Below are 23,642 nucleotides of genomic sequence, written 5' to 3' on the forward strand. Positions count from 1 at the left end.
GGCAGGGCGGTAACCAGCCAATATCGCTCCATCAAACGCAGCCGCTCGTTCAGACCGGCGAACCTGCAGGGAGCAGATATGACCAACCAATCACATATGTCGAATCCAGTTCGGAGCAGTCTGGCCCGCGTCGTCGGCTCTCCTGTCACGCGAACGGTGTCGCTGCTGGCGCTCTGCGCCGCCTATATCCAGGGACCGCTCACCAAGATCTTCGATTTCAACGGCGCATTGGCCGAGATGGATCATTTCGACCTCCATCCAGCGGCCTTCTTCGCAGTCGCCGTCATCGTCTTCGAACTCACGGCTTCCGCCATGGTGGTCTCGGGCTTCCTGCGCTGGACAGGCGCCCTGGCGCTGGCTGGCTTCACGCTTCTCGCGACCTTCATCGCGCTCCGCTTCTGGGAAATGGCCCCGGGCATGGACCGTATGATGGCGGCCAACGCCTTCTTCGAGCACCTGGGCCTCGCAGGCGCATTCGTCTTCGTTGCAGCATTTGACCTCACCAAGGGAGCAGGCAAATGAGTGCCGCAAAATCATCCGGGGGAACCTTCGGGCCCCTCGCACAGCCAGTCTTCGCTGTTCTGTGGATCGCCACCGTCGTTGGCAACACCGGAAGTTTCATGCGCGACGTCGCCAGCTCCTGGCTGATGACGGATCTGTCCGCATCGCCCGCCGCAGTCGCCATGGTTCAGGCGGCCGGAACCCTGCCGATCTTCCTGCTTGCCATCCCGGCAGGCGTTCTCACCGACATCCTCGATCGCCGCAAGTTCCTGATCGCTGTCCAGCTCCTGCTGGCATCCGTCAGTATATCCCTGGTGGTTCTGTCCCAGACAGGCATGCTTTCGGTCAGCGCGCTGATCGGCCTGACCTTCCTCGGCGGCATTGGCGCCGCGTTGATGGGGCCGACCTGGCAGGCGATCGTTCCGGAACTGGTGAAGCGTGAGGACGTGAAGAGCGCGGTGGCGCTCAACTCGCTCGGCATCAATATCGCCCGCTCCATCGGGCCTGCTGCGGGCGGCCTGCTTCTCGCAGCCTTTGGAGCCGGGATCACCTATGGCGCGGATGTCGCAAGCTACATCGTGGTGATCGCAGCTCTGGTCTGGTGGCCACGGGCGAAGGATGCAAACGACGCGCTTCAGGAGAACTTCTTCGGTGCCTTCCGCGCCGGACTTCGCTACACCCGCTCCAGCAGACCGATGCATGTCGTCCTCCTGCGGGCCGCCATCTTCTTCGCCTTCGCCAGCGCCGTCTGGGCGCTCCTCCCGCTCGTCGCCCGGCAACTGCTCGGTGGGGATGCCAGCTTCTACGGCATCCTGCTTGGTGCGGTCGGAGCTGGTGCGATCGGTGGAGCCTTGGTCATGCCGAGGCTGCGCGAACGCCTGAGCTCGGACGGTCTGCTTCTTGGCGCAGCACTGATCACCGCAGTCGTCTTGGGTGTCCTGTCGCTTGCCCCGCCGAAGATCGTCGCCATCATCGTTCTTATGTTCCTCGGGGGCGCATGGATCACCGCCCTGACCACGCTCAACGGCGCAGCGCAGGCTGTTCTACCCAACTGGGTGCGCGGTCGTGGTCTTGCCGTCTACCTGACCGTATTCAATGGTGCGATGACTGCCGGAAGCCTCGGCTGGGGTGCTGTCGGCGAAGCTGTTGGCATCCAGTCTACCTTGCTCATTGGAGCGGCTGGTCTTCTCGTTGCCGGTTTCATCATGCATCGCGTGAAGCTTCCTGCAGGCGATGCCGACATGGTGCCGTCCAACCACTGGCCCGAACCGCTTGTCGCCGAGCCGATCGCCCATGACCGTGGTCCGGTTCTGATCCTGATCGAGTACAAGGTCGAGAAGCAGCACCGCAGTGCGTTCCTGCACGCAATCGATTATCTGTCCAAGGAGCGTCGCCGCGATGGAGCATATGGCTGGGGCGTTACCGAAGACTCGGCTGACCCGGAGAAGATCGTCGAGTGGTTCATGGTGGAATCCTGGGCCGAACACCTTCGCCAGCACCGGCGGGTTTCCAATGCAGACGCCGACCTTCAGGGCAAAGTTCTGACCTACCACGTCGGCCCGGAGAAGCCCGTCGTCCGTCACTTCTTGACCATCAATCGGCCTGATGCCGCATAACGAAAACGCAAAGGTCAGGGCGGCTTCGGCCGCCCTTTCCATTATGTCGCCTGGCGCAATGAATTCGAAACAATTGATGCAATTGCGAGAGCCGACGATCAGCGGCAAAACTCAGGTGCCGTGCGAGACACGAAATTACGGCAACAGCATCAGTCGAGGTCACGATCATGAAACTTCCTTCCCTTCCCACACTCCTGAGCTTTAATGGCGGCTATGTCGACACACTCGGCTTCCTGTCGCTTTCCGGGCTGTTCACCGCCCATGTCACTGGAAACTTCGTGACGCTAGGTGCCACGTTGGCGCACGGTCTGGACGGAGCATTGTCAAAACTCCTGGCACTACCGATGTTTTGTCTGGTCGTTTTTGTATCACGTCTGGTCTGCCTGAAACTTCAAAGTCGGGATCGCTCACCCATCCGGCCAATGCTTGTCGTCAAGCTGCTGCTGTTTGTGGGAGTTGCTGCCTACGCACTCTTTCATGGCCCGTTTCGGGCTGAAGAAGGGGCCGTCACACTGGCGGTCGGCATGGCCCTGGTTTCGGCGATGGCTATTCAGAATGGGCTTCACAAGGCGCATCTGTCGAAAGCGCCGCCTTCCACGCTGATGACCGGCACGACCACGCAGATCATGCTCGATCTCGCGGACATTCTGACCGATCCGAAAGCCGACGAAGTCGTGACAGCGAAAGCACGGGTTAAAAAGATGGCAGCAGCCGTCGCGACCTTCGCCCTCGGCTGCGGTGTCGGCGCTGTCGGTTACATGTACGCTCCCGCAGCGGCGTTCAGCCTGCCTGCGGTAATTGCCACGGTCGCGCTCTTTGCAAGCAGCGCAGGTGCCGAGTCCTGAAACCCGACAGCCCCTTCGATATTGATCCGTCGAATCGAAAAGGACACCACTATGGACATCGGCAGTGAAGCAGGCGGCGTCGCCAGCCTGATCGCCCCCATTCTGAAATATCTCGGTCGCGGAATATTGCTGGGGCTCGAAATCCTAGCGTTACCGCATAACCCCGAACGCCGTCGCTGATCCGGCTGTTCGACGGCCGGCCGATCGCCTTTGTGCCGCACCGACGCCGCGCCGCCAGTGCCGATACGGTTCAGCAATCGGCAAACCTGGCGCTCGCTCAACTCAAGCACACATGCGCCGCGCTGCGAAGATTCTCGCTATGGCGACGATTGCATGGCCGCGATCGCTCCAGCGAAAGCAGACCGGCTGCACCGGCATGGTCATAAGCCTGCAGCATGAGGCCGAGCAGTAAGTTGACATTGACCAGCATATCAAGAGGCGAGACTGTCGCATCTCTAACTGGCCCAACTGTCGCATTACTAAATAGAATGTACCCTCCTACATCACAATGTGGCGTAATCTGTCTTATGGAACTTAGGGGATCGCGGTTGCCGCCGGATTGGCAGCCTTCGGAATATACAACCTTGTCGCGGCGCGGTACCGCGTCATTTCCGGTCCGTCATTGGCAGACGCCAAAGCGTTCACTCCCGCTGGGGAGCTCCTGAATACCACTTTGTCAGAGGTCGGCTTGCTTCGGCCGAAGCTGCGGTTTGTGGCCACCTTTATTCGCGGCTTGCCAGGTGACGCTTTTTCTCGTCTTTTCGTTGTGGTTTATGCATGGATTAGTTGCATTTTAATGATGCCTATATGATTTCGTTAGGTCCGCTTTGGCACCCTCCCCCCACCTTCGGGAGATGCCATGTTCACTGTGCTTTCATGTATCGCCGACCAGCATGACTGGACGTTGCTTTTCGTTGCCCTGGCGATCTGCTGCTTCGGCAGCCTGACGGCAGTCTTCATGCTGACGCGTGCGCAGGAATGCGTGCGGCACCACCACCACTACTGGCTCATCGCCGCTGCCGTCGTTCTCGGCGCCAGCACCTGGGCAACCCATTTTATCGCGATGCTGGCCTATGCCGGTCCGGTGCCCATCGGCTACGACGGCCCTCTGATCGTTCTGTCGATTATCGCCGCCGTCGTTCTGTTTGCGGTAGCGGTTGAAATCGCTTTCATGAATGCTAGCCGGCTTGTCCAGGCGTCTGGTGGCGTCTTGGTCGGCATTGCCATTGCGGCGATGCACTTCGTGGGGCTGCTCGCGATCACGCCTTTCAGCATGGTCTCACTCGCCGTAGATAAATCGATCGTTGCGTGTATGTTGGCAATCGTGTTCGGCATGGTTGCGTTTGCCGTCCTACGGCGGAGCGCAGGCAGCCGTTCCTACATTTTCGCCAGCGCGGCGTGTATCGTCCTGGCGATCTGCAGCCTGCATACCGTGTCGATGAGCGGTGTCCAGATCACCCCTTCCGCCGAGCCCGTCCATGCCGATTTGTCATCGGTCGATCGGATCGCCATCGCCATCGCTGTATCGATCATCTCGACATTGATCCTGCTCGGAGCCGCCGCAGCCCTGTTTCTTGACCGTCATTTGACCGATCTGCGCGGGCTGGCGAACGCCTCGTTCGAGGGGCTCGTCATTGCCCAGGAGAATGTCGTCATCGATCTCAACGAGAAATTCGCGGCGATGGCCGGTAAGGCAGCTGCGCTTCTGAAAGGGCAACCGGTCGAGGCGGTGCTTGCGATCGAAAGACGCCTTGGCATCGACACCTGCCAAGGCGCCGTGTTCCGAGAGGGCCAGGACAGGATTCCGGTCGAGATCCTTGCTCGAACGATCGAATATCGTGGGCGCGAGTGCCAGGTCATAGCCGTACGCGATCTGACCGAGCGCCATGAGGCGAGCCGCAGGATCGAGCATATGGCGCGCCATGACCCATTGACCGGCCTCGCGAACCGTCGCGAGTTTGACCGGCGTTTCGAGATGGCGATTGCCGGCGCTGCAGAAACACCAAGCGGGCTGGCGCTTCTTGCCCTCGATCTGGACCGTTTCAAACTCGTCAACGACACGTTCGGCCATGCCGAGGGGGACGCAGTTCTTCAGCGGGTTGCGCAGGTCTTGGTCCGCACCTTGCCACCGCATGTCACGATCGCTCGCATGGGCGGAGACGAATTCTGCATCATCCTCGCAAATACGTCCCGCCAACAGACGGAAGCGTTGTCGGCCGATCTGCTGAAGGCTTTCGCCGGCGAGTTCGCAGATCTCGCAACCTCTTCGGGATTCGGCGCCAGCATCGGCATTGCCTTGTACCCGGAGCACGGCGTTACCGATCGGCGCCTCAGAAACAATGCCGACATGGCGCTTTACCGGGCCAAGAGCGGCGGCCGCGGCAGAGCCTGCACGTTCGAGCAGGCGATGGACATTGAATTGCATGCCAAGCGGCAGCTCGAGCATGATCTGCGGCACGCACTCGGCAAAGGTGATCTGTTCCTCGTCTACCAGAGGATCGTTGATACATCCTCGCAAGAGCCGTGCGGTTACGAGGCATTGTTGCGATGGCGTCATGCAAGCAGAGGCATCCTTGCACCGGCAGACTTCATCACTGTCGCCGAAGAAACCGGCTGCATCATCCCCATCGGGATCTGGGTCCTGGAAGAAGCTTGCAGCGAAGCAGCCTCGTGGAAAACCCCGCTGACGATCGCGGTCAACATCTCGCCGGTTCAGTTTCTGATGCCGAACCTGGTGGAGCAGTTCTCGCAAATTCTTGCGAAAACCGGACTGCAGCCTGACCGCCTGGAGCTTGAGATCACCGAGTCGGCGCTGTTTCACGATCGGGCTGCCGTCCTTTCCACGCTCGGTCAGCTGCGCTCGATGGGGATCCGGATCGTCCTGGACGACTTCGGGACCGGTTATTCCTCGCTCAGCAACCTCCGCGATTTTCCGTTCGACAAGCTGAAAATCGATAGACGCTTCCTTGCCGGCATCGGCGTCGATCCCACCATCAGGGCGCTGTTTGAGAATGTCATCGAGATGGCGTCGACGCTCAACCTGCCGGTAATTGCCGAAGGGGTCGAGACGCAAGAACAGCTTGCGATCCTTCATGCAAGCCATCCGGCGCAGATGCAGGGCTTCCTGTTCGGCAAGCCCGAGGCAGCACCGAGCAGCCGCGCGCCGTTGAAAGCCATCGCCTGATCCGCCTGGGCAGAATTATGGGCTTTCCAGCAAGCTCCGGACTACTTTCCGTCTAGCCACTCCTGCAGCTCTGCCTCGGCCCGCTCCAGAGCGCTGTAGTTCAGCAGCTTGCGCAGGAAAGCCACCGTAATGGCGCGGGCGCGGAGATTGAAGCGGCCGTCCTCGTGGTCGTCGCCGGCGCTCTGGTAGACGTCGAGCTTGTCGTAGAGCTGCTGCAGGCGGTTCTGCACGCTACGCAGCGACAGGCTGCGGCGTTTGGCAATGGCCCGGTCGGTGAGACCGAGCGCGATATCGACGAGGATCTCGTATTCGGAATCGGTAAAGCCGTTCGCCTGGCCGAGGCTCTTTTGCTGCAGGCCGCGCACCTCGCGGTCGATGACGCACTGGCTCTCGATGAAGATCGAGCGCAGCGCCAGCTTCAGCCGCTCGTCGGAGGCGGATTTCAGCACATAGCCGTAGGCTGCGCCATCCGGCACGATGCGCGAGACGCCGCGCACATAGGCCTCGTCCGAATAATTCGACCAGAACAGGATGCGGGTCTCCGGCCGCTCCTTCCAGATGGTGCGTGCCGCCTCGATGCCGTTGCGGCTGACCATCTGCAGGTCCATGACGATATGCGCCGACTTGTGGTCGCGGGCGAGCTTCTCGCCGACGGTGCCGTTCTCAGCCTCGATCACCGTATCGCATTCCGGCAGGGCGGCGTTGACCGCCTCATGCAGATAGGAACGGTGCAGCGGGTCGTCCTCGACGATCAGAACCTTCATCGTGTCTCTCCTCAGTCCGGCCCGCTCGCCGGGTCGTGCGGCGTAAGCGGCAGCACGACGCGCACCGCAGTCCCGTGATTGTTGTGGCCAGGCCCGGTCGTGAAACGCGCCGAGATCAGCCGCGCACGGGTCTTCATATTGTCGATGCCGCCGCCGATCCGTCCCCGCGCCTTGGCGAGCCCGGTCCCGTCGTCGAAGATTTCGATCGACAGCCGCTCCTCGTCGGCCTCGAGCCGCACGGTAACGGCCAGCGGGGCGGCATGGCGCACCGCATTGTTGATCGCCTCCTGGGCGATCCGGAACAGCGCGACGCTGACGGTCGGTTCCAACCGCTCCAATGCACCGTGCGTCTCGTCGACAAGGCCCCATTCGATGGCCGATCCCGTGTCGCGGGTCGATCGGTCGAGATGGTGCTCGATCGCCTGCGCGAGACCGAAGAGCTGAAGCACGGAGGGTTTGGCCTGTTCGATGATCTGCCGCAGATCCTGCATGCAATGCTGCAGGGAACGGGAAACGGGCTCCAGCGCCTCGGGGGCCACCTCGCCGTTGCGCGACAGCCGGTCGATCCGGCGGGCGAGCCGCGTCAGGTCGGCAAGCGTCTGGTCGTGCAGGTCCATGCCGATCCGCTGGCGTTCCTGCTCCAGTGCCTCGGTCAGCTTCAGCGCGCCCTGCCGCAATCCCTCCTCGCGGGCGCGGGCCTCTGCCTCGACGATGGCCGAGCGTTGCGCCTGCTCGGCAGCCTGCAGCGCGAAGAAATAGGGTGTCAGCAGGTCGGCAATGATGCGGGCGCGTTCGATATCCTCCATCGTGTAGACGCCCGCCGTTCGCGACGAACAGGAGAGCGCCGCGATGATCGTGCCCTGAACCTTCATCGGTACATGCAGGCGGCTCCTCAGCGACTCTTCGACGATCGGCCGCTTGAAGGCGCCCTCGAAGTGGAAACGCGGGTCCGTCATGGCGTCGTCCGCCAGCAGAAAGTCCACCTCGCCCCAGAGCAGCGAACGGATCGGGCTGTTGACCACAGGCGCGCCGGCAAGGTTGCCCCAGGCGGTTTCGATGCCCGTCTCGTAGGCCGTATGGTAGTTGCCTCCCTCAAGAAGCACACAGACATCGAGATGGTCGTGCGGGATGATATGAGCGACTTCGGCCGCAACCGAACGGATAGCCGAGCGGAAGTCGAGCTGGCCCGCGAGCAGCCGGGAAATACCGAGATAGTGGTCGAACATGGCTGCGGGTGCGAGATGCAGCATGGTAGTTCCTCCCCGAGACGGCAGCAGGCTCCTCAACCCGCGGCGATCCCCTTGCAGTAAGCGCCCACGGAAGCGCCGCCGTCTTGCGTAAACCCGCAGCTAATTGCGCAAAACCCGCAAACGACTTGCTGCCTTGCCCCTGTACAGGCCGGTCGATCTCCCGCATCCTGCCCTTACTGAGAGGAGGAAGCTCAGTGCAAGAACAATTTTCACTCGAGCCCGATTGGGTTGGCAGGAGTGAAGCGATCCGCCGACCAGCGCGATCATCAGGGAGGAAGACATGACAATCCGCAAGATGCTTCTGGCATCGGCCGCTATTGCTTGCGCCGCGATGCCCGTTTCCGCCTTTGCCGACACAGCGGCCAAGAAAATCGCCCTTTCCAACAACTATGCCGGCAATTCGTGGCGCCAAGCCATGCTGACGAGCTGGGGAAAGGTGACGGGTGAAGCCGTGAAGGCCGGCGCCGTTGCCGCAGCCGACCCTTTCACCACCGCCGAGAACCAGGCGACGGAACAGGCCGCGCAGATCCAGAACATGATCCTGCAGGGCTATGACGCCATCGTGCTGAACGCAGCCTCGCCGACGGCGCTGAACGGCGCGGTCAAGGAGGCCTGCGACGCCGGCATCACCGTCGTTTCCTTTGATGGCATCGTGACCGAGCCCTGCGCCTGGCGCATCGCCGTCAACTTCAAGGAAATGGGCCGCAGCGAAGTCGAGTACCTGTCGAAGAAACTGCCTGATGGCGGCAACCTGCTCGAAATCCGCGGCCTTGCCGGTGTCTTCGTCGACGACGAGATCTCGGCAGGCATCCACGACGGCGTCAAGCAGTTCCCGCAGTTCAAGATTGTCGGCTCCGTTCATGGAGACTGGGCGCAAGACGTGGCGCAGAAGGCTGTTGCCGGCATCTTGCCGAGCTTGCCCGACATCGCCGGCGTGGTAACGCAGGGCGGCGACGGTTATGGCGCCGCACAGGCGATTGCGGCGACAGACCGGAAGATGCCGATCATTATCATGGGCAACCGTGAAGACGAACTGAAGTGGTGGAAGGAGCAGAAAGAGGCGAAGAGCTACGAGACCATGTCCGTGTCCATCGCGCCGGGTGTCTCCACGCTCGCCTTCTGGGTCGCCCAGCAGATCCTCGACGGCAAGCAAGTCAAGAAGGACCTCGTCGTGCCCTTCCTGCGCATCGACCAGGACAATCTCGAAACCAACCTTGCCAATACCCAGGCCGGCGGCGTTGCCAACGTGGAATACACGCAGGCAGACGCGATCAAGGTCATTGAGTCGGCAAAGTAAATCTCCCGGCGACCGCCGCGCGCCCGCAAATGGCCGCGCGGCATTCTTTGCAAGCAGGCATGGCGGGCAGCATGGATGAGGTTTTGAAGGCGGTGATCGCCGTCGATGGCGCCAAGGTGAGCTTCGGCGCGGTCAGGGCGCTCGACGGCGTCACACTCCGCGTCATGCCGGGCGAATGCGTCGGGCTCGTCGGACATAACGGAGCCGGCAAATCGACGATCGTCAGCGTGATCAACGGCGGCCTCACACCGCACGAAGGAAGTGTGGCAAGCGACGGCGAGCGGCTGGAGCGCTACGGCATCAACGTGGCGCGAGCTCGCGGCGTGCGCTGCGTCTTCCAGGAGCTTTCGCTCTGTCCCAACCTCTCCATCGTCGAGAACACGCGCATCATGCATCGTCATCTCGGCGGTTTCGGCTGGCGCAGGCGAGCCGAAAAAATCATCGAGAAGAGCCTCGATGCCGTCTTTCCCGGCCATGGTATCGACAGCAGCCGGGCCGTGGGCGATCTTTCGATCGCCGAGCGGCAGATGGTCGAGATATCAATGGCCTTTTCCGACGCCGGTGTTGCGCCGCGGCTGGTGATCCTCGACGAACCGACCTCGTCACTCGATGCAAGCCTTGCCCGCCAGATGCTCGATCATGTCCGCCGCTTCATCGCCGCCGGCGGATCGGTCATCTTCATCTCGCATATTCTGCACGAGATCCTCGAAACCTCCGACCGCATCGTCGTCATGAAGGACGGCCGCGTCGTCGCCGAGCGTCCGGCGCAGGGCTTCGACCATCACGGCCTTGTGGAAGCGATGGGCACTGTCGCCAAGGAGGAAACCAAGCAGCGCCCGGGGCGCGAACAATCCACCGCTCCGCTCATTCTGTCCCATCAGACGAAAGGCCTGCCCTTCGCTGCCGGCAAGGGAGAAATCATCGGACTGGCGGGACTGGCCGGCCACGGGCAGACCGAACTGCTGCTTGCCCTGCATGCCGCCCAGTCCGGCAACTGGCTGCCTGAGCGCGATCCGCTCGTCACCTTCGTCGCCGGCGACCGCCGCCTTAACGGCGTCTTCGAACTCTGGAGCATCCTACGCAACTTCTCCATCGCCTCGCTCGGTGACCTCACCCGGCGCGGCCTGATCCTCGCCGGCGAAGAGGAGATGAAGGGCGCCGACTGGAGGCGGCGGATCGAAATCCGCACGCCCGATATGGCCAATCGCATCCTGTCGCTTTCCGGCGGCAACCAGCAGAAGGTGCTCTTCGCCCGCGCGCTTTCAACGCGCGCGCCGATCGTGCTGATGGACGATCCGATGCGCGGCGTCGACGTCGGGACCAAGCAGGAGGTCTACGCCATCATCCGCGACGAAGCGGCGCGTGGCCGCACCTTCATCTGGTACTCGACCGAAATGGACGAAGTGAGCCTCTGTGACCGCGTCTACGTCTTCCGCGAAGGCCGCATCACCGCCGAACTTGCGGGCGACGCGGTCAACGAGAAGAATATCATCGCCGCCTCCTTCGAAGGGCTCGCCGCATGACGTTCCGGCTGTCGTCCGACGCCATGCGTCTTGCCATCCCCGCTCTGTCGCTGACGCTGTTGCTCGCCGCCGTCTTCTGGCTGCAGCCGCGCGCCATGAGCTATGTCGGGCTCAACCTGCTGTTCAATCTGGCTGTGCCCATCGCGCTGGCGACGATCGCCCAGATGCTGGTGATGGCGGTCAACGATCTCGATCTCTCGATGGGCACCTTCGTCAGCTTCGTCGCCTGCGTAACCGCAACCTTTCTGCGGGATGCTCCACTGACCGGCATCCTGATCCTTGCCGGCGCGATCGCCATCTATGCGGGCCTCGGTGTCGTCATCCATTTGCGCAACCTGCCGTCCATTGTCGTCACCCTCGGTATGAGCTTCGTCTGGGGCGGCCTTGCCGTGCTGTTGCTGCCGGCACCCGGCGGTCAGGCGCCGGACTGGGTGCGCTGGCTGATGACCGTCAAGCCGCCACTGGTGCCGATGGCGATCGTCGCCAGTACTATCATCGCCGCTGTCGCTCATCTTCTCGTTATGCGCTCCTCGCTCGGCGTGCTGATCCGCGGCATCGGCGGCAACCAGCGCTCGGTCGAGCGCGCCGGCTGGTCGATTGTCGCAGCGCGCGCCAGCGCCTACGGTCTTGCCGGCTTGTTTGCGGTGCTTGCCGGCATCGCCCTCGTCGGCCTGACGACCTCGGCCGATGCTAATATCGCGCTGCGCTACACGCTGCTGTCGATCGCCGGCGTCATCCTCGGCGGCGGTGAGTTCATCGGCGGCCGCGTCTCCCCTGTCGGCGCCGTCATCGGCGCGTTGACCCTGACGCTTGCCGGCTCGTTCCTATCCTTCCTGCGCATCTCGCCGGACTGGCAGATCGGGGCTCAGGGCGCGATCCTGATCATCGTGCTCGCGCTTCGCCTGATGCTGAACCGCTTGGAGAAGCGGGAGAAACGCCGATGACCCCACTCCTCAGCCTCTTTGGCAAACCCTGGATCTGGTCGTGGCTCGCCGCCTTCATCGTCTGGTTCCTGACGATCATGGTGACGCTCGGCGCCAGCACGCTCGGCCTGTCGCAGGCAGCACTCACCTTCGCTGCCTTCTCGGTCATCGTCGGCATCGGCCAGATGTTCGTCATCACGCTGGGTCCCGGCAATATCGATCTCTCGGTTCCCGCCACGATGACGCTTGCCGGCACGGTGGCGCTGAAGCTGATGAATGTCGAAAACGGCATGATCCTGCCCGGCCTTCTCGTTGCCGTCGTCATCGGCCTTGTCGTCGGCCTCGGCAATTATGCGCTGATCAAGGCGCTGCGCATTCCGCCGATCATCGCCACGCTGTCCATGAGCTTCATCGTCCAGTCCGCCGCGATCTGGACGAACCGGGGATTGCGCATCAAGCCTCCGAGCATGCTTGCGGAGTTCACCACCTCGAACACGCTCGGCGTCCCGAATGTGGCGATCGTCGCGCTTGTCATCTCGCTGCTTGCCTGGTTCCTGCTCGAGAAGACGATCTACGGGCGCTGGATCTCGGCGATCGGCCAGAGCATGCCGGCGGCGCGCATGGCCGGCATACCGGTCGACGGCACACGCTTCGTCACCTATCTGTTCTGCGCTGTGCTCGCCGCGGTCGCAGGCTATCTGCTCGCCTGTTTCTCCGGCGGCGCGGCGCTCAATATGGGCTCGGAATATCTGTTGATGTCGATCGCCGTCGTCGTGATCGGCGGCACCGCGGTCGCCGGCGGCGATTCCAACGTGCCGGGTATCTGGGGTGCATCGCTCTTCATGTTCCTGGTCGTCTCCATGCTCAACACTTACGGGGTCGGCGCCGGCATCCGCCTCATCATGACCGGCCTCATCATCATCAGCGTCATCATGCTCGCCGGCGGTCGCCGGGCCGGCATGCGATAAACGGAAAGACCGCCATGGCCGAGGCCAGCATCTACGAAATCCACGACCCGCGCTTCCGGCAGCTGATCGTGACGAGCGCCGCTCTCGACGAACTTTATTCCGGTTGCCGCTGGGCGGAGGGTCCCGTTTGGTTCAACGATGCGAACCAGCTGCTGTGGAGCGACATTCCCAATCAGCGCATGCTGCGATGGACGCCCGAGGGTGGTGTCTCCGTCTACCGGCAACCCTCCAACTTCGCCAACGGCCACACGCGCGACCGGCAGGGGCGGCTGATCTCCTGCGAACATGGCGCCCGCCGCGTCACGCGCACCGAGGTCGATGGCTCGATCACCGTGCTCGCCGATCGTTTCGAGGGCGCCAAGCTGAATTCGCCGAACGACGTGGTGGTGAAATCCGACGGCACGATCTGGTTCACCGACCCCACCTACGGCATCATGTCGGACTATGAAGGCTATCGCGCCGTACCGGAGCAGCCGACCCGCAACGTCTACCGGCTCGATCCGGCGACCGGGGGGCTTGCGACTGTCGCCACCGATTTCATCCAGCCGAACGGCCTTGCCTTCTCGCCAGACGAGACGATACTCTACGTAGCGGATTCAGCCGCAAGCCATGATGAGAGCCTGCCGCGTCACATCCGCGCTTTCGACGTGGTGGATGGCATCAGGCTTGCGAACGGCCGGGTCTTCTGCCTGATCGACAACGGCATTCCCGACGGCATCCGCACCGACGTGAACGGAAACCTCTGGTCGAGTGCTGGCGATGGCGTGCATTGTTTCGATCCGATGGGAAAACTGATCGGCAAGATCCGCGTGCCGCAAACCGTCGCCAACCTCACCTTCGGCGGGCCCAGGCGCAACCGGCTGCTTATTGCGGCGACGCGTTCGGTGTATTCGGTCTATGTCGCCGTCAGCGGTGCGCAGCTGCCGTGAGAGTGATGGTCTGCTGGCGGGATCGAACCCTCCGATAGGGAGGGCTCGTTGCTTTGTCAGTGTTTGACGGTCCGATCGCCGCGATCGCCCTCACCAGGCTTCGTTTTGGTCTTCGCCGTCTGGCGACGATCGGCCGACAGTGAGCGGCCGACATCGTCGCTTTCCTTGAATTGCCCCGTTTCATTGCGGCGGACGTAGCGTTTGTCGGTGGCGGTATCGATGAGTTCGCGCTTGGTCGTGTCGTTCATCCCAGTGGTTGCCGTCTCGTCAAAGTGCGCCGCGATCTTTCGGATTCGCTCCTCGCGCTTTAGCTCTTTGCTTTTGCGCATGTCGTTGCCGCAAACCGCTGCACACTTTTGCGCGACATGCTTTAGAACGCACGCCACGGCAAAAAGACGCATGGAATCAAAAGCATCTCGCGACTCGCAAAACGAGAAACTTAGGCGCGTTAAGTGCTTGAATTTAGATTCGTTTTGACTCGGAACAAATGGCGGGGTCAGCCGTTGACTCGCGTTGGTTGCGTGAGGGAGTCGGGTCGATGGTTGCGCCGCGAGCGAATTGGAAGGGCTATATCAAGTTCGGAGAAGTCGCGTTTCCTGTTGCGCTCTACACGGCGGCATCCTCTTCCGAACGGATCGCCTTCAATACCTTGAACCGAAAGACCGGCAATCGTGTCCGGCGCGAGTTCGTCGATAGCGAAACCGGCGATGCCGTCGAGCGCGACGATCAGGTCAAAGGCTTCGAGATTGAGGATGGGCGATACGTCGTCCTCGAACCCGATGAAGTCGCGGCCGCAATTCCAAACAGCGACAAGACGCTGAAGGTCGAAGCGTTCATTCCCATTGACGAGGTCGACGACGTCTATTTCGACAAGCCTTATTATCTTGCTCCTGACAAGATGGGCAGCGATGCCTACAAGCTGCTGCGCGACGGCATGACGAAAGCCAAGGTCGCCGCAATTGCCCGCACGGTTCTGTTCAGGCGCCTGCGCACCGTTCTCATTCGGCCGCATGGCAGCGGCCTCATTGGCTCCACCTTGAACTACGACTATGAGGTCCGCTCGTCGGAAAAGGCTTTCGAGGAGATGCCGGATCTGAAGATCGAGGGCGAGATGCTGGAGCTTGCCAAACACATCATCAACACGAAAAAAGGCCAGTTCGATCCCAAGCAGTTCGAAGACCGGTATGAAAAGGCGGTGGCGGAGCTGGTGAAGGCCAAAATGGAGGGCCGGACTCTGCCGAAGAAAAAGGTGGTCGCCGCGTCCAAGCCGAGCGATCTTCTGCAGGCGCTGCGTGAAAGTGCGGGAATGTCCGCGCCTGCCAAGACCAAACGCACCGCGGCCAACGCCAATGCCGGCAAGAGCAGGCAAAAAGCCACTCGAGCGTCCGGATCCAAGGGCCGCAGCACCGGCGCCCACCAGCGCCGTGCCGGCTGATCGAGGAGGAAGTGATAGTGCCCCGCCCCCACTGGAAAGGCTATCTGAAGCTGTCGCTGGTGACCTGCCCCGTCCAGATGACGCCGGCCACGTCGGAAAACGAGAAGGTACGCTTTCACACGTTGAACCGGGAAACCCGGAACCGCGTCGTGAGCCACTATGTCGATTCCGTCACCGGCAAGGAGATCAAGGAGGAGGACGAGGTCAAGGGCTATCAGCGCGGTGAGAACGAGTATGTGATCCTCGAAGACGAGGAACTGGAAAACGTCGCGCTGGATAGTACCAAGACCATCGACATCGAGGTCTTCGCACCGCGCGACGGTGTCGAGTGGATCTGGCTCGATACGCCCTATTACCTCTCTCCGGACGACCCGGTCGGTGAGGAGGCGTTCACCGTTATCCGCGACGCCATGGCAGCCGAGAATATGGTCGGTATTTCCAGGCTGGTGATCTCGAGGCGGGAACGCGCCGTCATGCTCGAGCCACGCGGCAAGGGTATCGTGCTCTGGACGCTGCGTTACGGTGACGAGGTTCGCGACGCCAAGACCTATTTCGAGACGGTTGACGATGACGCAGCCGACAGCGAGATGATGCCGCTGGTTCAACAGCTGATCAAAAAGCAGACGCAGCACTGGAGCCCGAAAATGGTCTCCGATCCGGTTCAGGACAAGCTTCTCGATATCATCGATGCGAAGCGGAAGCAGATGAAAAAGCCGGGCAAGGCGAAGCCCAAGGCGAGCGAAAAGGAAGAGCCGGCGCCGAGCAACGTCATTAACATCATGGATGCGCTTCGCAAGTCGGTCGAAGCGGAAAACCGGTCCGGGAAGGGCAAACATCCATCATGACGCGTTCGCGCCGCCCCTCATTGCCATTTCTCAACGAGTCCAACACAACGCTGCAGTCTCGTCCGATCCGCAAGCGCGATCCCGACCAGCCAAGCCTGCCCTTCGATCCAATGCCGGCGAGGATCGAGCCCTGCCTTGCGCTGCTGAAACCCACCGTGCCGCTGGGTTCGGATTGGCTCTACGAGGCGAAGTGGGATGGCTACCGGCTGGCGATCCACATCGAGCCGAAGAGCGTTCGTGTCATTACGCGTGGTGGCCATGACTGGACCGACCGCTTTCCCACCATCGCCGCGGCGGCCAAAGAACTGGGTGTGGCCACCGCCATACTGGACGGGGAAGCGGTGGTTATGGACGAGCACGGCCGATCGGATTTCGGCGCATTGCAACGTTCGCTCGGCGGTCGAGGCGGCAAGCGGGTCTCGTCCGAGTCGATGCTCTACGCCTTCGACCTTTTGTATCTTGACGGACATGACCTGACCGGCACCGAACTCGCCGTGCGTCGGCACCTTCTTGAAGACCTGATACCAGAAGGCGGCAATGGGCAGATCCGCTTTTCCGAAGAGATAGACCAGCCGGCCGAAGACCTCCTCGAGCATGCCTGCCATCATCGGCTGGAGGGCATCATCGCCAAGCATCGCGACCGGCCCTACCGCAGTGGCCGAACAGGCGACTGGCTGAAGATCAAATGCGTTGAGAGCGAGAGCTTCATGATCGTCGGTTACGAACAGTCGGCATCCGCGCGCGGCGGCATCGGCAGCCTGCTGCTCGCCGGCAAGAAGGGTTTTGACTGGATTTCCGTGGGGTCGGTCGGAACCGGTTTTAGCACTAGCGATGCCGAGCACCTGAAAAAGACGCTCGACCGATTGAAGACGACCCGGCCGGTCGTTCCCCTGAAGGGCAAGCGCTACGTCTTCGTGCAGCCGACACTGATCGCCGAGATCGAGTTTCGCGGTTGGACCGATGACGGCAGTCTCCGCCACGCCTCGTATAAAGGGCTGCGCGAGGTTCAGGACAACGCGGCCGTGTTCGATATGACCGGCTTCGGCAGTTGAGGATCACGATCGCCTGTGGTCCCCTTGGGAAGCTCCAAATCCGAAGCGGCAGCAGCCTCAGACGTCGTCCTGAAGGTAGCGCTCCGCGAGCCTTGCCCACATTGCCGCGCCAACCGTCAGGCTGGCATCGGCGAAGTCGTATTTGGTGCTATGCAGCATGGCGGAATTCATGCCATTGCCGAGACGCAGGAAGCTGCCCGGCTTGTGCTCGAGAAAGTGTGAAAAATCCTCGCTGCCGGGAATGAGCGGGCAAGTCGCGACCCTGTCTTCGCCGATCAGTTCAACGGCTACGATCCGGGCAAAATCCGTCTCAACAGGCGAATTGACGACAACAGGATTACCGCGATCGTAGTCGATCTCGATGGAAGCATCGTGACCTTCGGCCACTGAGCGGGCCAGCTTGGTGATGCGCTGCTGCAGAAGATCGCGGATGCGCGGCTCGAAAGAGCGCACGCTCAATGCGAGCTTGGCATATTCCGGAATGACGTTGACCGCATCGCCGGCATGGATCGTGCCGACGGTAACGACCGCCGTCTGGGTCGGATCGAGGTTGCGCGAGATGATCGTCTGCAGCGAGACGACGAGGTTGCATGCCACGACCACGGGATCGATGGTCAGGTGCGGGCGCGAGGCATGGCCGCCTTTGCCCTTGATGGTGATATTGACGGTATCCGAGGCCGCCATCATCGGGCCTGATCGCAGCAGCAGGGTGCCTTCGGGAGCGCCGGGGTGGTTGTGCAGACCAAAGATTGCGTCGAACGGAAACCGCTCGAACAGGCCGTCGGCGATCATCGCCTGGGCGCCGCTATTCTTGCCCGCCTCTTCCGCCGGTTGGAAGATCAGTGTCACCGTGCCGCTGAAGCGGCGGGTGCGGGCGAGATATTCGGCTGCGCCGAGCAAGACGGTCGTGTGGCCGTCATGGCCGCAGGCATGCATCTTACCGGGAGTGTTGCTGGCATAGGAAAGCCCCGTTGCCTCGACGATCGGCAGAGCATCCATATCGGCGCGGATGGCGATACTCTTGTCACCCTTGCCTGCGCTGAGCCGCGCGACAACGCCATGGCCCCCGACATTGCGGGTCACGTCATAACCCCAGCCTTCCAGCTTTTCGGCGACATAACGTGCCGTTTCCGCTTCTTCGAAAGAGAGTTCCGGACGAGCATGCAGATACTGGCGGGTCGCCTTCAGCTCCGCCTCCATAGCTTCGAAATCGGAAACGCGGGCATAGGCATTATCGAGCGTGGGCATGAACACATCCAGTCGTGATCGAAAAGAACCATTGCTCCGGCCTGCGGGTCGAAGCAGCTGAGTGGTGCCAGTCAGAGAAATCGGGCGAGAAAGGCCTGGGTGCGAGGATGTTGCGGATTTCCGATGACATCCTCAGGCTTGCCCATCTCAACGACATTGCCGTCGTCCATGAACACGACCCGATCGGCCGCCTCACGGGCAAAACCGATCTCGTGGGTCACGACGATCATCGTTAGGCCCTGTTTGGCGAGATCGCGCATGGTGGCAAGCACTTCGCCGACCAGCTCCGGGTCGAGCGCAGAGGTGGGCTCATCGAACAGCATCAGCTTCGGCTTGATCGCCAGGGCGCGGGCGATGGCGACGCGCTGCTGCTGACCGCCGGAGAGCTGGCGAGGATAGCTGGCCGCCTTTTCCGACAGACCGACCCGCTCCAAAAGCCGCAGGGCATTCTCCGTCGCAGCCTTGCGACTTTCTCCGTGCACGCCGACTGGGGCCTCGGTGATGTTCTGCAGCACCGTCATATGCGGATAGAGATTGAACTGCTGGAACACCATGCCGATCTTGCGCCGCTGGCGGGCGATCCCGTTGCTGGACAGCTTTTCCAGCCGGTCCTTGCGGATGCGATAGCCGATCTGTTCGCCATCGACTTCGATGAACCCCTGATTGATCGCTTCGAGATGGTTGATGCAGCGCAGGAAGGTCGATTTTCCCGATCCGGACGGGCCGAGCACCACGACGACTTCACCCGGCATGACGTCGAGGTCGATCCCCTTCAGCACGTCGAGCTGGTCGAAGGACTTGTGGACGTTGCAGGCCCTGACGAGAGGCTTTGTGGTTGCGGCGGCGGTCAATGGCTTGCCTCCTCGACACGGGTCTCGGATTTGGCGGCTGCGGTATTGCTGCGCCGTTCGCTGCGGCCGTAATAGGCCTCGATATAACTCTGGCCGAGATTGAGGATCGAGGTGATGAAGAGGTACCAGAGGACCGCGACAAGCAGCATCGGCACGATCTCGAACGTACGGTTGTAGATCGACTGGACGGAATAGAGCAGATCGGCCATGGCGATGACGCTGACGAGCGACGTCGCTTTGATCATGCTGATCAGCTGGTTGCCCGTCGGCGGCACGATCGAGCGCATCGCCTGCGGAATGATGATCCGCCACAGCGCCCTGCCCTTGGTCATGCCGAACGCTTCCGCCGTCTCGAACTGGCCGCGATCGACGGAGAGAAGGCCGCCGCGAATGATCTCGGCCATGTAGGCCGCTTCGTTCAGAGCCAAGCCGCCGATCGCCGCCGTCATTGGCGTGATCACCGAATTGGTCTCCCAGCTCGCCAGCGTCGGGCCGAACGGAATGGCGATCGAAAGTTCGGGAAAAAGGGTCGAGAGATTGTACCAGAGGATCAGCTGTACCAAGAGCGGCGTGCCGCGAAAGAACCAGATGAACAGCGATGCCAGCGACCTTGCGAGCCGGTCATTCGACAGCCGGGCGATCGCCAGGCCGAGGCCGAGAACGATGCCGATGGCCATCGCGACCACGGTGAGGCCCAGGCTGACGTAAAGGCCTTTGATGACTGTCGGATCGAAGAAATAGGCCGCGACAACAGGCCAGCCGAAATTCTCGTTGTGGGCGACGATCCACAGGAAGTTCGCGGCAACGAGGAGCACGACCACCCACAGGACGAGCCGGCCGGTTCGAAAGGGCTTATGGGCGTTGGCGACATCCCGAAAATCCGCACCGCCCGAAGGCGGTGTGGCAGTCGTGCGGTCATTGCTCATTTCGGCAGGGCTCCACCAAGATTGAGGCCGGGCTGCTTGATCATGTTGTTCTCAAGACCCCACTTTTTCATGATGGCGGCATAGGCGCCGTTATCCATCAACGACTTGATCGCGTCGAGCAGAACGGGGCCGAGCGGCGAGCCTTTCGGCACGACGGCGCCCTGATAGAGATCGTCGAACCCATTCTTCTGGCCGACGCCGCTCAGTTCCAGCTGGCCGTTTGCCTGAGACACGAAATAGGTCAGCGGCGCCTGCGAGGAGAAGAAGGCATCGGCGCGTTTGGAGCGGACCGCCAGGATCGAGCTCGGCTGGTCGGTGTAGGACTGCACTTCAAGCGCGGGCTTGCCGTCCGTCTTGCACTTTTCGACCTGAGCCTGGATCACCTTTTCGGCGGAGCCGCCGGCCATGACAGCAATGCGATTGCCGCAGGCGCTGTCGAGTGAACCGATGGCCTTCGGATTGCCCTTCTCGACGGAAAAGACCACGTATTCCTGAACCCAGTCGACGAAATCATTGGCCTCTTCGCGGGTCTTGAAGTCACCGATCGGGCCAAAGGCGAACTGGTATCGGCCGGAGTTGATGCCGGCGAGCAACGCGGTCAATCCGCTAACGGTTTCGTGCTCGATCTTGACGCCGAGCATCTGGCCGATCGCATCGGTAAGATCGGCGCTGGCGCCGGTCAGTTCCGTGCCGGTGACGATCTCATAAGGGGGAAATGAACCATTATTGACGGAGATCATCTTGCCGTCTGTGCGGATCTTCTCCGGCAAGCGGGCGCGAAGCGCGTCGTTGACGGTCTGTTTCGGAACGGCGGCTTCCTGGGCGAACACCGACGTCGTCATCATCAGGCCCAACAGGGCGGCGGAAGCGATCAGTTTCGAATGCATGTCATTCCCCTTTTTGGTCTTGCGAAAATGGTGGCTCAACGATGAGGCCTGCGAGGAGTTTCACCGGGCTTTGGCGTGCCACGGAAACAGGTCGGCGGGTGTCAAAAGGCGCGGCATGATCTTCTGTTCGTAAAGTTCCTCGGCGAAGCCGGCGATCATTGCCTCGTTCTCGGCAAGCCCGCTGACGTTCCAGGTCGGCGGCAGGTCGGCTGCGCAGCGGCGCAATTCGTCGATCATCCACGGCGTGGTGTCGGCGTATTTCTCGCGCTTCTCCAGCCAGATACGCTGGGATTCGTCGATCAGCTCGCTGAGTTCATCCATGATCCAGGGATGCTCCATGACGATTTCCGCCTTGAAGCCGATCAGATGCATGCCCGGAATATAGCCGACCGCGTGGAAGTAAGCGACTTCAGCGGAGCGGAAATCATCCAGCACCTGACGCAGCGGCGAACCCTGATCGAAAAAGCCCTTCGGCATGAAAGGCGTGAAAACGGCGTCCAGCCGACCATCCAACAACAGATCGACCATAGGGCGTTCGCCGGGAGCAGCTTCGATACGGCCGGACCGTCCAAAGCCATCGAGCCGGTCGACGATCGGATGAGCCTCCGTCAGGCGCCCGGCATACCATGTGGCGTCCTCGACACCGACGCCTTCGCGGCGCAGCGCAGCGCGGGTCCAGGTGTTTCCGGAATCGCGCCAACCGGTCACGCCGATATTCTTGCCGCCCAGATCGGACAGCTTGCGGATCGGACTGCCCTTGGCAGTGATGATGCAGCGATGGCGGAAGCCGCGCATGATGAAGTTCGGAATGCCGACGACCCGAGCATCGCCATCAAGCCGCATCTGCGAATAGCGGCTGAAGGACATTTCTGCGGCATCATGAGCCTCGTCATCGGCGAGACTGGAGACCAGCGTGCCCACACGATCCACTTTGATTTCGAGACGGGAAGACCTGACATCACCGAGCACCAGCGGTGTCATGTAATCCCAGTCTCTGAGGGCGATGCGAAGCGTTACAGGCATGCGAAGAACTCACGAAATTGCTCGACGAAGGGCAAATTAAATGTTCAAATTGATGAGTACAAATGTTATTACGTTATTGAACATTTAAAGTGAGAACAAAATGGGTGACGCGGTCGAAGCCTCCTGGTTTGCCGAAAAAATAACCGACCGCAGCATCCGCGGGATCGCTCTCGAAACGAGTGCACTGATCCGTGCCGGCGCCTTGCCCGTCGGCACGCGTCTGCCGGCGATCCGCGATATCGCCTATGAATTGCGCATCAGCCCGGCAACGATCTCGGAAGCCTGGAGTGAATTGCGGCGCCAGAAGATCATCAGCGGCCGGGGGCGCAACGGTACCTGGGTCAGCGGCGACCGCTTTGTCGCCAAGCCGGAGCGTCTTGCGAGTTCGGGAAATTATGCGGCGGGTGTACTCGACCTTACCTCTGCCGGGCCGGATGCAGCGCTTCTTCCCGGTCTGGCCAAAGCAATGGCCCATGGCGCGTCAGCCGCCGACCTCAACAGCTATGAGCGCAGCCGTATCGTGCCGGAGCTGAAGGATGCCATTTCGGAGCGATGGCCCTATGAGGCGGAGGCGTTTCTTGCCACCAATGGCGGCTACAATGCCGTCTATACGGTGTTGCATGCGCTGGTCTCTCCGGGTTCGTCGGTGGCGATCGAACATCCGACCGCGATGCGGCTGCTCGATATCCTGGAAGATCTCGGCGTCAGGATCATTCCCGTCGCCTGCGACAACGACGGTCCCTTGCCGGATTTGCTTCGCGATGCATTGCGACAGCGCCCGGCAGCCTTCCTGTTTCAGCCGCGGCTGCATTCCGTGACAGGGGTTACCGTCAGTGCATCCCGCCTCGACCAGCTCGGAGCCGTGCTGGAGGACAGCGATACGCTGATTATCGAGGACGACGGCGTCGGCGACGTGTCGGCAGCACCTCCGCATTCCCTGGGTGGTCGATTTGCGGAACGGACGATCCATATCCTGTCACACTCGAAAAGCCTCGGACCGGATCTGCGTCTCGCCGTCTTGTCGAGTTCTGCGCCTATCGTCGACCAGATCCAGTCCTACCGCTCCTTCAGCGCCGGCTGGACCAGCCGCATCCTGCAAGGGGCCGCCGCCTGGCTATTGCGCGATCCGGCAAGCCGGCGGCTCATCGCCGAGGCGCGCGACCGCTATCAGCAGAGGCGCGACGCTCTTGCCGATGCGCTCCGCGAGCGGGGAATACCGATACCCGCAGGCCAGGGCCTGTGCCTCTGGGTGCCCGTTGTGTCCGAACCATTCGCAATGGTGACGCTCGCCGCACGCAATATCGCCGTCAATCCGGGCAGCAAGTTCTCCGTCCTGCCAAGCAGCCATATTCGTGTCGCGACCAGCACGCTCAGCGATCGCTGCGAGGAAGTCGCCGATGCCATCGCTCTGGCCCATGCACCATGAAGGGCCGGGACTAAACACCTAGCAGGCTGCTGAAAAACCCACTGGCTTTTGGGCTGGACACATGATTCCATCTTGCAAGTGATTTCGAGGGAATTTGGATGCGCGGCGGGGATGATCGGACGGGGTCGCTGTTTTCGTATGTCGACCTT

The 23,642-nt window shown here is 61.6% G+C and carries 22 protein-coding genes and 1 pseudogene; 14 read left to right on the forward strand and 9 right to left on the reverse strand.

The annotated features are described in order from the left end of the window. Nucleotides 1–78: 78 nt before the first annotated feature. The 4 genes from HJB82_RS12090 (at nucleotide 79) to HJB82_RS31585 (ending at nucleotide 3,142) form a co-directional block, all read left to right on the forward strand. Nucleotides 79–522, forward strand: a complete 444-nt coding sequence (locus tag HJB82_RS12090; protein ID WP_207585252.1) for a DoxX family protein — start codon at nucleotides 79–81, stop codon at nucleotides 520–522. Further along, the gene (locus tag HJB82_RS12095) at nucleotides 519–2,117 is read left to right on the forward strand and encodes an MFS transporter (RefSeq protein WP_207585253.1); all 1,599 of its coding nucleotides are present in this window, start codon (nucleotides 519–521) and stop codon (nucleotides 2,115–2,117) included. Before HJB82_RS12090 ends, HJB82_RS12095 begins: the two co-directional genes overlap by 4 nt. Nucleotides 2,118–2,284: 167 nt before the next feature. Continuing rightward, nucleotides 2,285–2,962: a YoaK family protein gene (locus HJB82_RS12100; protein ID WP_221140039.1), complete on the forward strand. Its 678-nt coding sequence runs from the start codon at nucleotides 2,285–2,287 to the stop codon at nucleotides 2,960–2,962. A gap of 51 nt (nucleotides 2,963–3,013) precedes the next feature. Then, a complete protein-coding gene (locus HJB82_RS31585; RefSeq protein WP_259669622.1) occupies nucleotides 3,014–3,142 on the forward strand; it encodes a hypothetical protein in 129 nt (42 codons plus the stop codon). Here HJB82_RS31585 and HJB82_RS12105 read toward each other — a convergent pair. After that, a pseudogene (locus HJB82_RS12105) lies at nucleotides 3,108–3,258 on the reverse strand (helix-turn-helix domain-containing protein); the annotation flags it as partial. The gene HJB82_RS31585 and the pseudogene HJB82_RS12105 overlap by 35 nt on opposite strands. 563 nt (nucleotides 3,259–3,821) lie before the next feature. Between HJB82_RS12105 and HJB82_RS12110 the strand changes: the two are divergent. After that, nucleotides 3,822–6,146, forward strand: a complete 2,325-nt coding sequence (locus tag HJB82_RS12110) for an EAL domain-containing protein (protein WP_221140042.1) — start codon at nucleotides 3,822–3,824, stop codon at nucleotides 6,144–6,146. Between the two features lie 41 nt (nucleotides 6,147–6,187). Here HJB82_RS12110 and HJB82_RS12115 read toward each other — a convergent pair whose 3' ends face one another. Together HJB82_RS12115 and HJB82_RS12120 are read right to left on the reverse strand one after the other, a co-directional pair. Continuing rightward, nucleotides 6,188–6,910, reverse strand: coding sequence for a response regulator transcription factor (locus HJB82_RS12115; protein ID WP_207585256.1), 723 nt, complete (start codon nucleotides 6,908–6,910; stop codon nucleotides 6,188–6,190). A gap of 11 nt (nucleotides 6,911–6,921) precedes the next feature. Then, nucleotides 6,922–8,160, reverse strand: a complete 1,239-nt coding sequence (locus HJB82_RS12120) for a sensor histidine kinase (protein WP_221140044.1) — start codon at nucleotides 8,158–8,160, stop codon at nucleotides 6,922–6,924. A 280-nt stretch (nucleotides 8,161–8,440) separates the two neighbouring features. Here HJB82_RS12120 and HJB82_RS12125 point away from each other — a divergent pair, with 280 nt between their 5' ends. The 5 genes from HJB82_RS12125 (at nucleotide 8,441) to HJB82_RS12145 (ending at nucleotide 13,800) form a co-directional block, all read left to right on the forward strand. Next, entirely contained in the window at nucleotides 8,441–9,457 is a 1,017-nt protein-coding gene (locus tag HJB82_RS12125; RefSeq protein WP_207585258.1) for an ABC transporter substrate-binding protein, read from the forward strand. 71 nt (nucleotides 9,458–9,528) lie between these two features. Continuing rightward, nucleotides 9,529–10,980 carry a sugar ABC transporter ATP-binding protein gene (locus HJB82_RS12130; RefSeq protein ID WP_221140046.1) on the forward strand — a complete coding sequence of 484 codons (1,452 nt, stop codon included), beginning with the start codon at nucleotides 9,529–9,531 and terminating at the stop codon, nucleotides 10,978–10,980. Continuing rightward, nucleotides 10,977–11,924, forward strand: a complete 948-nt coding sequence (locus HJB82_RS12135; RefSeq protein WP_221140048.1) for an ABC transporter permease — start codon at nucleotides 10,977–10,979, stop codon at nucleotides 11,922–11,924. Before HJB82_RS12130 ends, HJB82_RS12135 begins: the two co-directional genes overlap by 4 nt. Further along, complete coding sequence (locus HJB82_RS12140) at nucleotides 11,921–12,871, forward strand: ABC transporter permease (RefSeq protein ID WP_221140049.1); 951 nt, start codon at nucleotides 11,921–11,923, stop codon at nucleotides 12,869–12,871. The genes HJB82_RS12135 and HJB82_RS12140 overlap by 4 nt, the downstream gene beginning before the upstream one ends. 14 nt (nucleotides 12,872–12,885) lie before the next feature. Continuing rightward, nucleotides 12,886–13,800 (forward strand): SMP-30/gluconolactonase/LRE family protein, encoded by a 915-nt coding sequence (locus HJB82_RS12145; RefSeq protein WP_221140051.1) that lies wholly within the window; start codon nucleotides 12,886–12,888, stop codon nucleotides 13,798–13,800. 56 nt (nucleotides 13,801–13,856) lie between these two features. Here the strand turns inward: HJB82_RS12145 and HJB82_RS12150 are convergent, their stop codons facing one another. Continuing rightward, on the reverse strand, nucleotides 13,857–14,048 hold the full coding sequence (locus tag HJB82_RS12150) for a hypothetical protein (protein ID WP_221140087.1): 192 nt from the start codon (nucleotides 14,046–14,048) through the stop codon (nucleotides 13,857–13,859). Between the two features lie 290 nt (nucleotides 14,049–14,338). Here HJB82_RS12150 and HJB82_RS12155 point away from each other — a divergent pair, with 290 nt between their 5' ends. Genes HJB82_RS12155 through ligD form a run of 3 tightly spaced genes read left to right on the forward strand, consistent with a single transcriptional unit; the run spans nucleotide 14,339 to nucleotide 17,132 of the window. Beyond that, the gene (locus HJB82_RS12155; protein ID WP_221140062.1) at nucleotides 14,339–15,235 is read left to right on the forward strand and encodes a Ku protein; all 897 of its coding nucleotides are present in this window, start codon (nucleotides 14,339–14,341) and stop codon (nucleotides 15,233–15,235) included. A 14-nt stretch (nucleotides 15,236–15,249) separates the two neighbouring features. Beyond that, entirely contained in the window at nucleotides 15,250–16,080 is an 831-nt protein-coding gene (locus HJB82_RS12160) for a Ku protein (protein ID WP_221115727.1), read from the forward strand. Then, complete coding sequence (gene ligD, locus HJB82_RS12165; RefSeq protein ID WP_221140064.1) at nucleotides 16,077–17,132, forward strand: non-homologous end-joining DNA ligase; 1,056 nt, start codon at nucleotides 16,077–16,079, stop codon at nucleotides 17,130–17,132. The genes HJB82_RS12160 and ligD overlap by 4 nt, the downstream gene beginning before the upstream one ends. 57 nt (nucleotides 17,133–17,189) lie before the next feature. Here ligD and HJB82_RS12170 read toward each other — a convergent pair whose 3' ends face one another. From HJB82_RS12170 to HJB82_RS12190, 5 genes are all read right to left on the reverse strand, one after another. Continuing rightward, nucleotides 17,190–18,380 carry a M20 aminoacylase family protein gene (locus HJB82_RS12170; RefSeq protein WP_207585266.1) on the reverse strand — a complete coding sequence of 397 codons (1,191 nt, stop codon included), beginning with the start codon at nucleotides 18,378–18,380 and terminating at the stop codon, nucleotides 17,190–17,192. A 71-nt stretch (nucleotides 18,381–18,451) separates the two neighbouring features. Further along, the gene (locus tag HJB82_RS12175; RefSeq protein ID WP_221140066.1) at nucleotides 18,452–19,231 is read right to left on the reverse strand and encodes an amino acid ABC transporter ATP-binding protein; all 780 of its coding nucleotides are present in this window, start codon (nucleotides 19,229–19,231) and stop codon (nucleotides 18,452–18,454) included. After that, nucleotides 19,228–20,157 (reverse strand): amino acid ABC transporter permease, encoded by a 930-nt coding sequence (locus HJB82_RS12180; RefSeq protein ID WP_207585268.1) that lies wholly within the window; start codon nucleotides 20,155–20,157, stop codon nucleotides 19,228–19,230. The genes HJB82_RS12175 and HJB82_RS12180 overlap by 4 nt, the downstream gene beginning before the upstream one ends. Further along, nucleotides 20,154–21,044, reverse strand: coding sequence for an ABC transporter substrate-binding protein (locus HJB82_RS12185; protein WP_221140068.1), 891 nt, complete (start codon nucleotides 21,042–21,044; stop codon nucleotides 20,154–20,156). Before HJB82_RS12185 ends, HJB82_RS12180 begins: the two co-directional genes overlap by 4 nt. 60 nt (nucleotides 21,045–21,104) lie before the next feature. After that, nucleotides 21,105–22,067, reverse strand: coding sequence for a nitrate ABC transporter substrate-binding protein (locus HJB82_RS12190; protein ID WP_207585270.1), 963 nt, complete (start codon nucleotides 22,065–22,067; stop codon nucleotides 21,105–21,107). A gap of 100 nt (nucleotides 22,068–22,167) precedes the next feature. Here HJB82_RS12190 and HJB82_RS12195 point away from each other — a divergent pair, with 100 nt between their 5' ends. Beyond that, complete coding sequence (locus tag HJB82_RS12195; protein ID WP_221140071.1) at nucleotides 22,168–23,493, forward strand: PLP-dependent aminotransferase family protein; 1,326 nt, start codon at nucleotides 22,168–22,170, stop codon at nucleotides 23,491–23,493. Nucleotides 23,494–23,642 lie beyond the last annotated feature (149 nt).

It is taken from the genome of Rhizobium sp. NZLR10 (genome assembly GCF_019685125.1).
GTDB lineage: Bacteria > Pseudomonadota > Alphaproteobacteria > Rhizobiales > Rhizobiaceae > Rhizobium.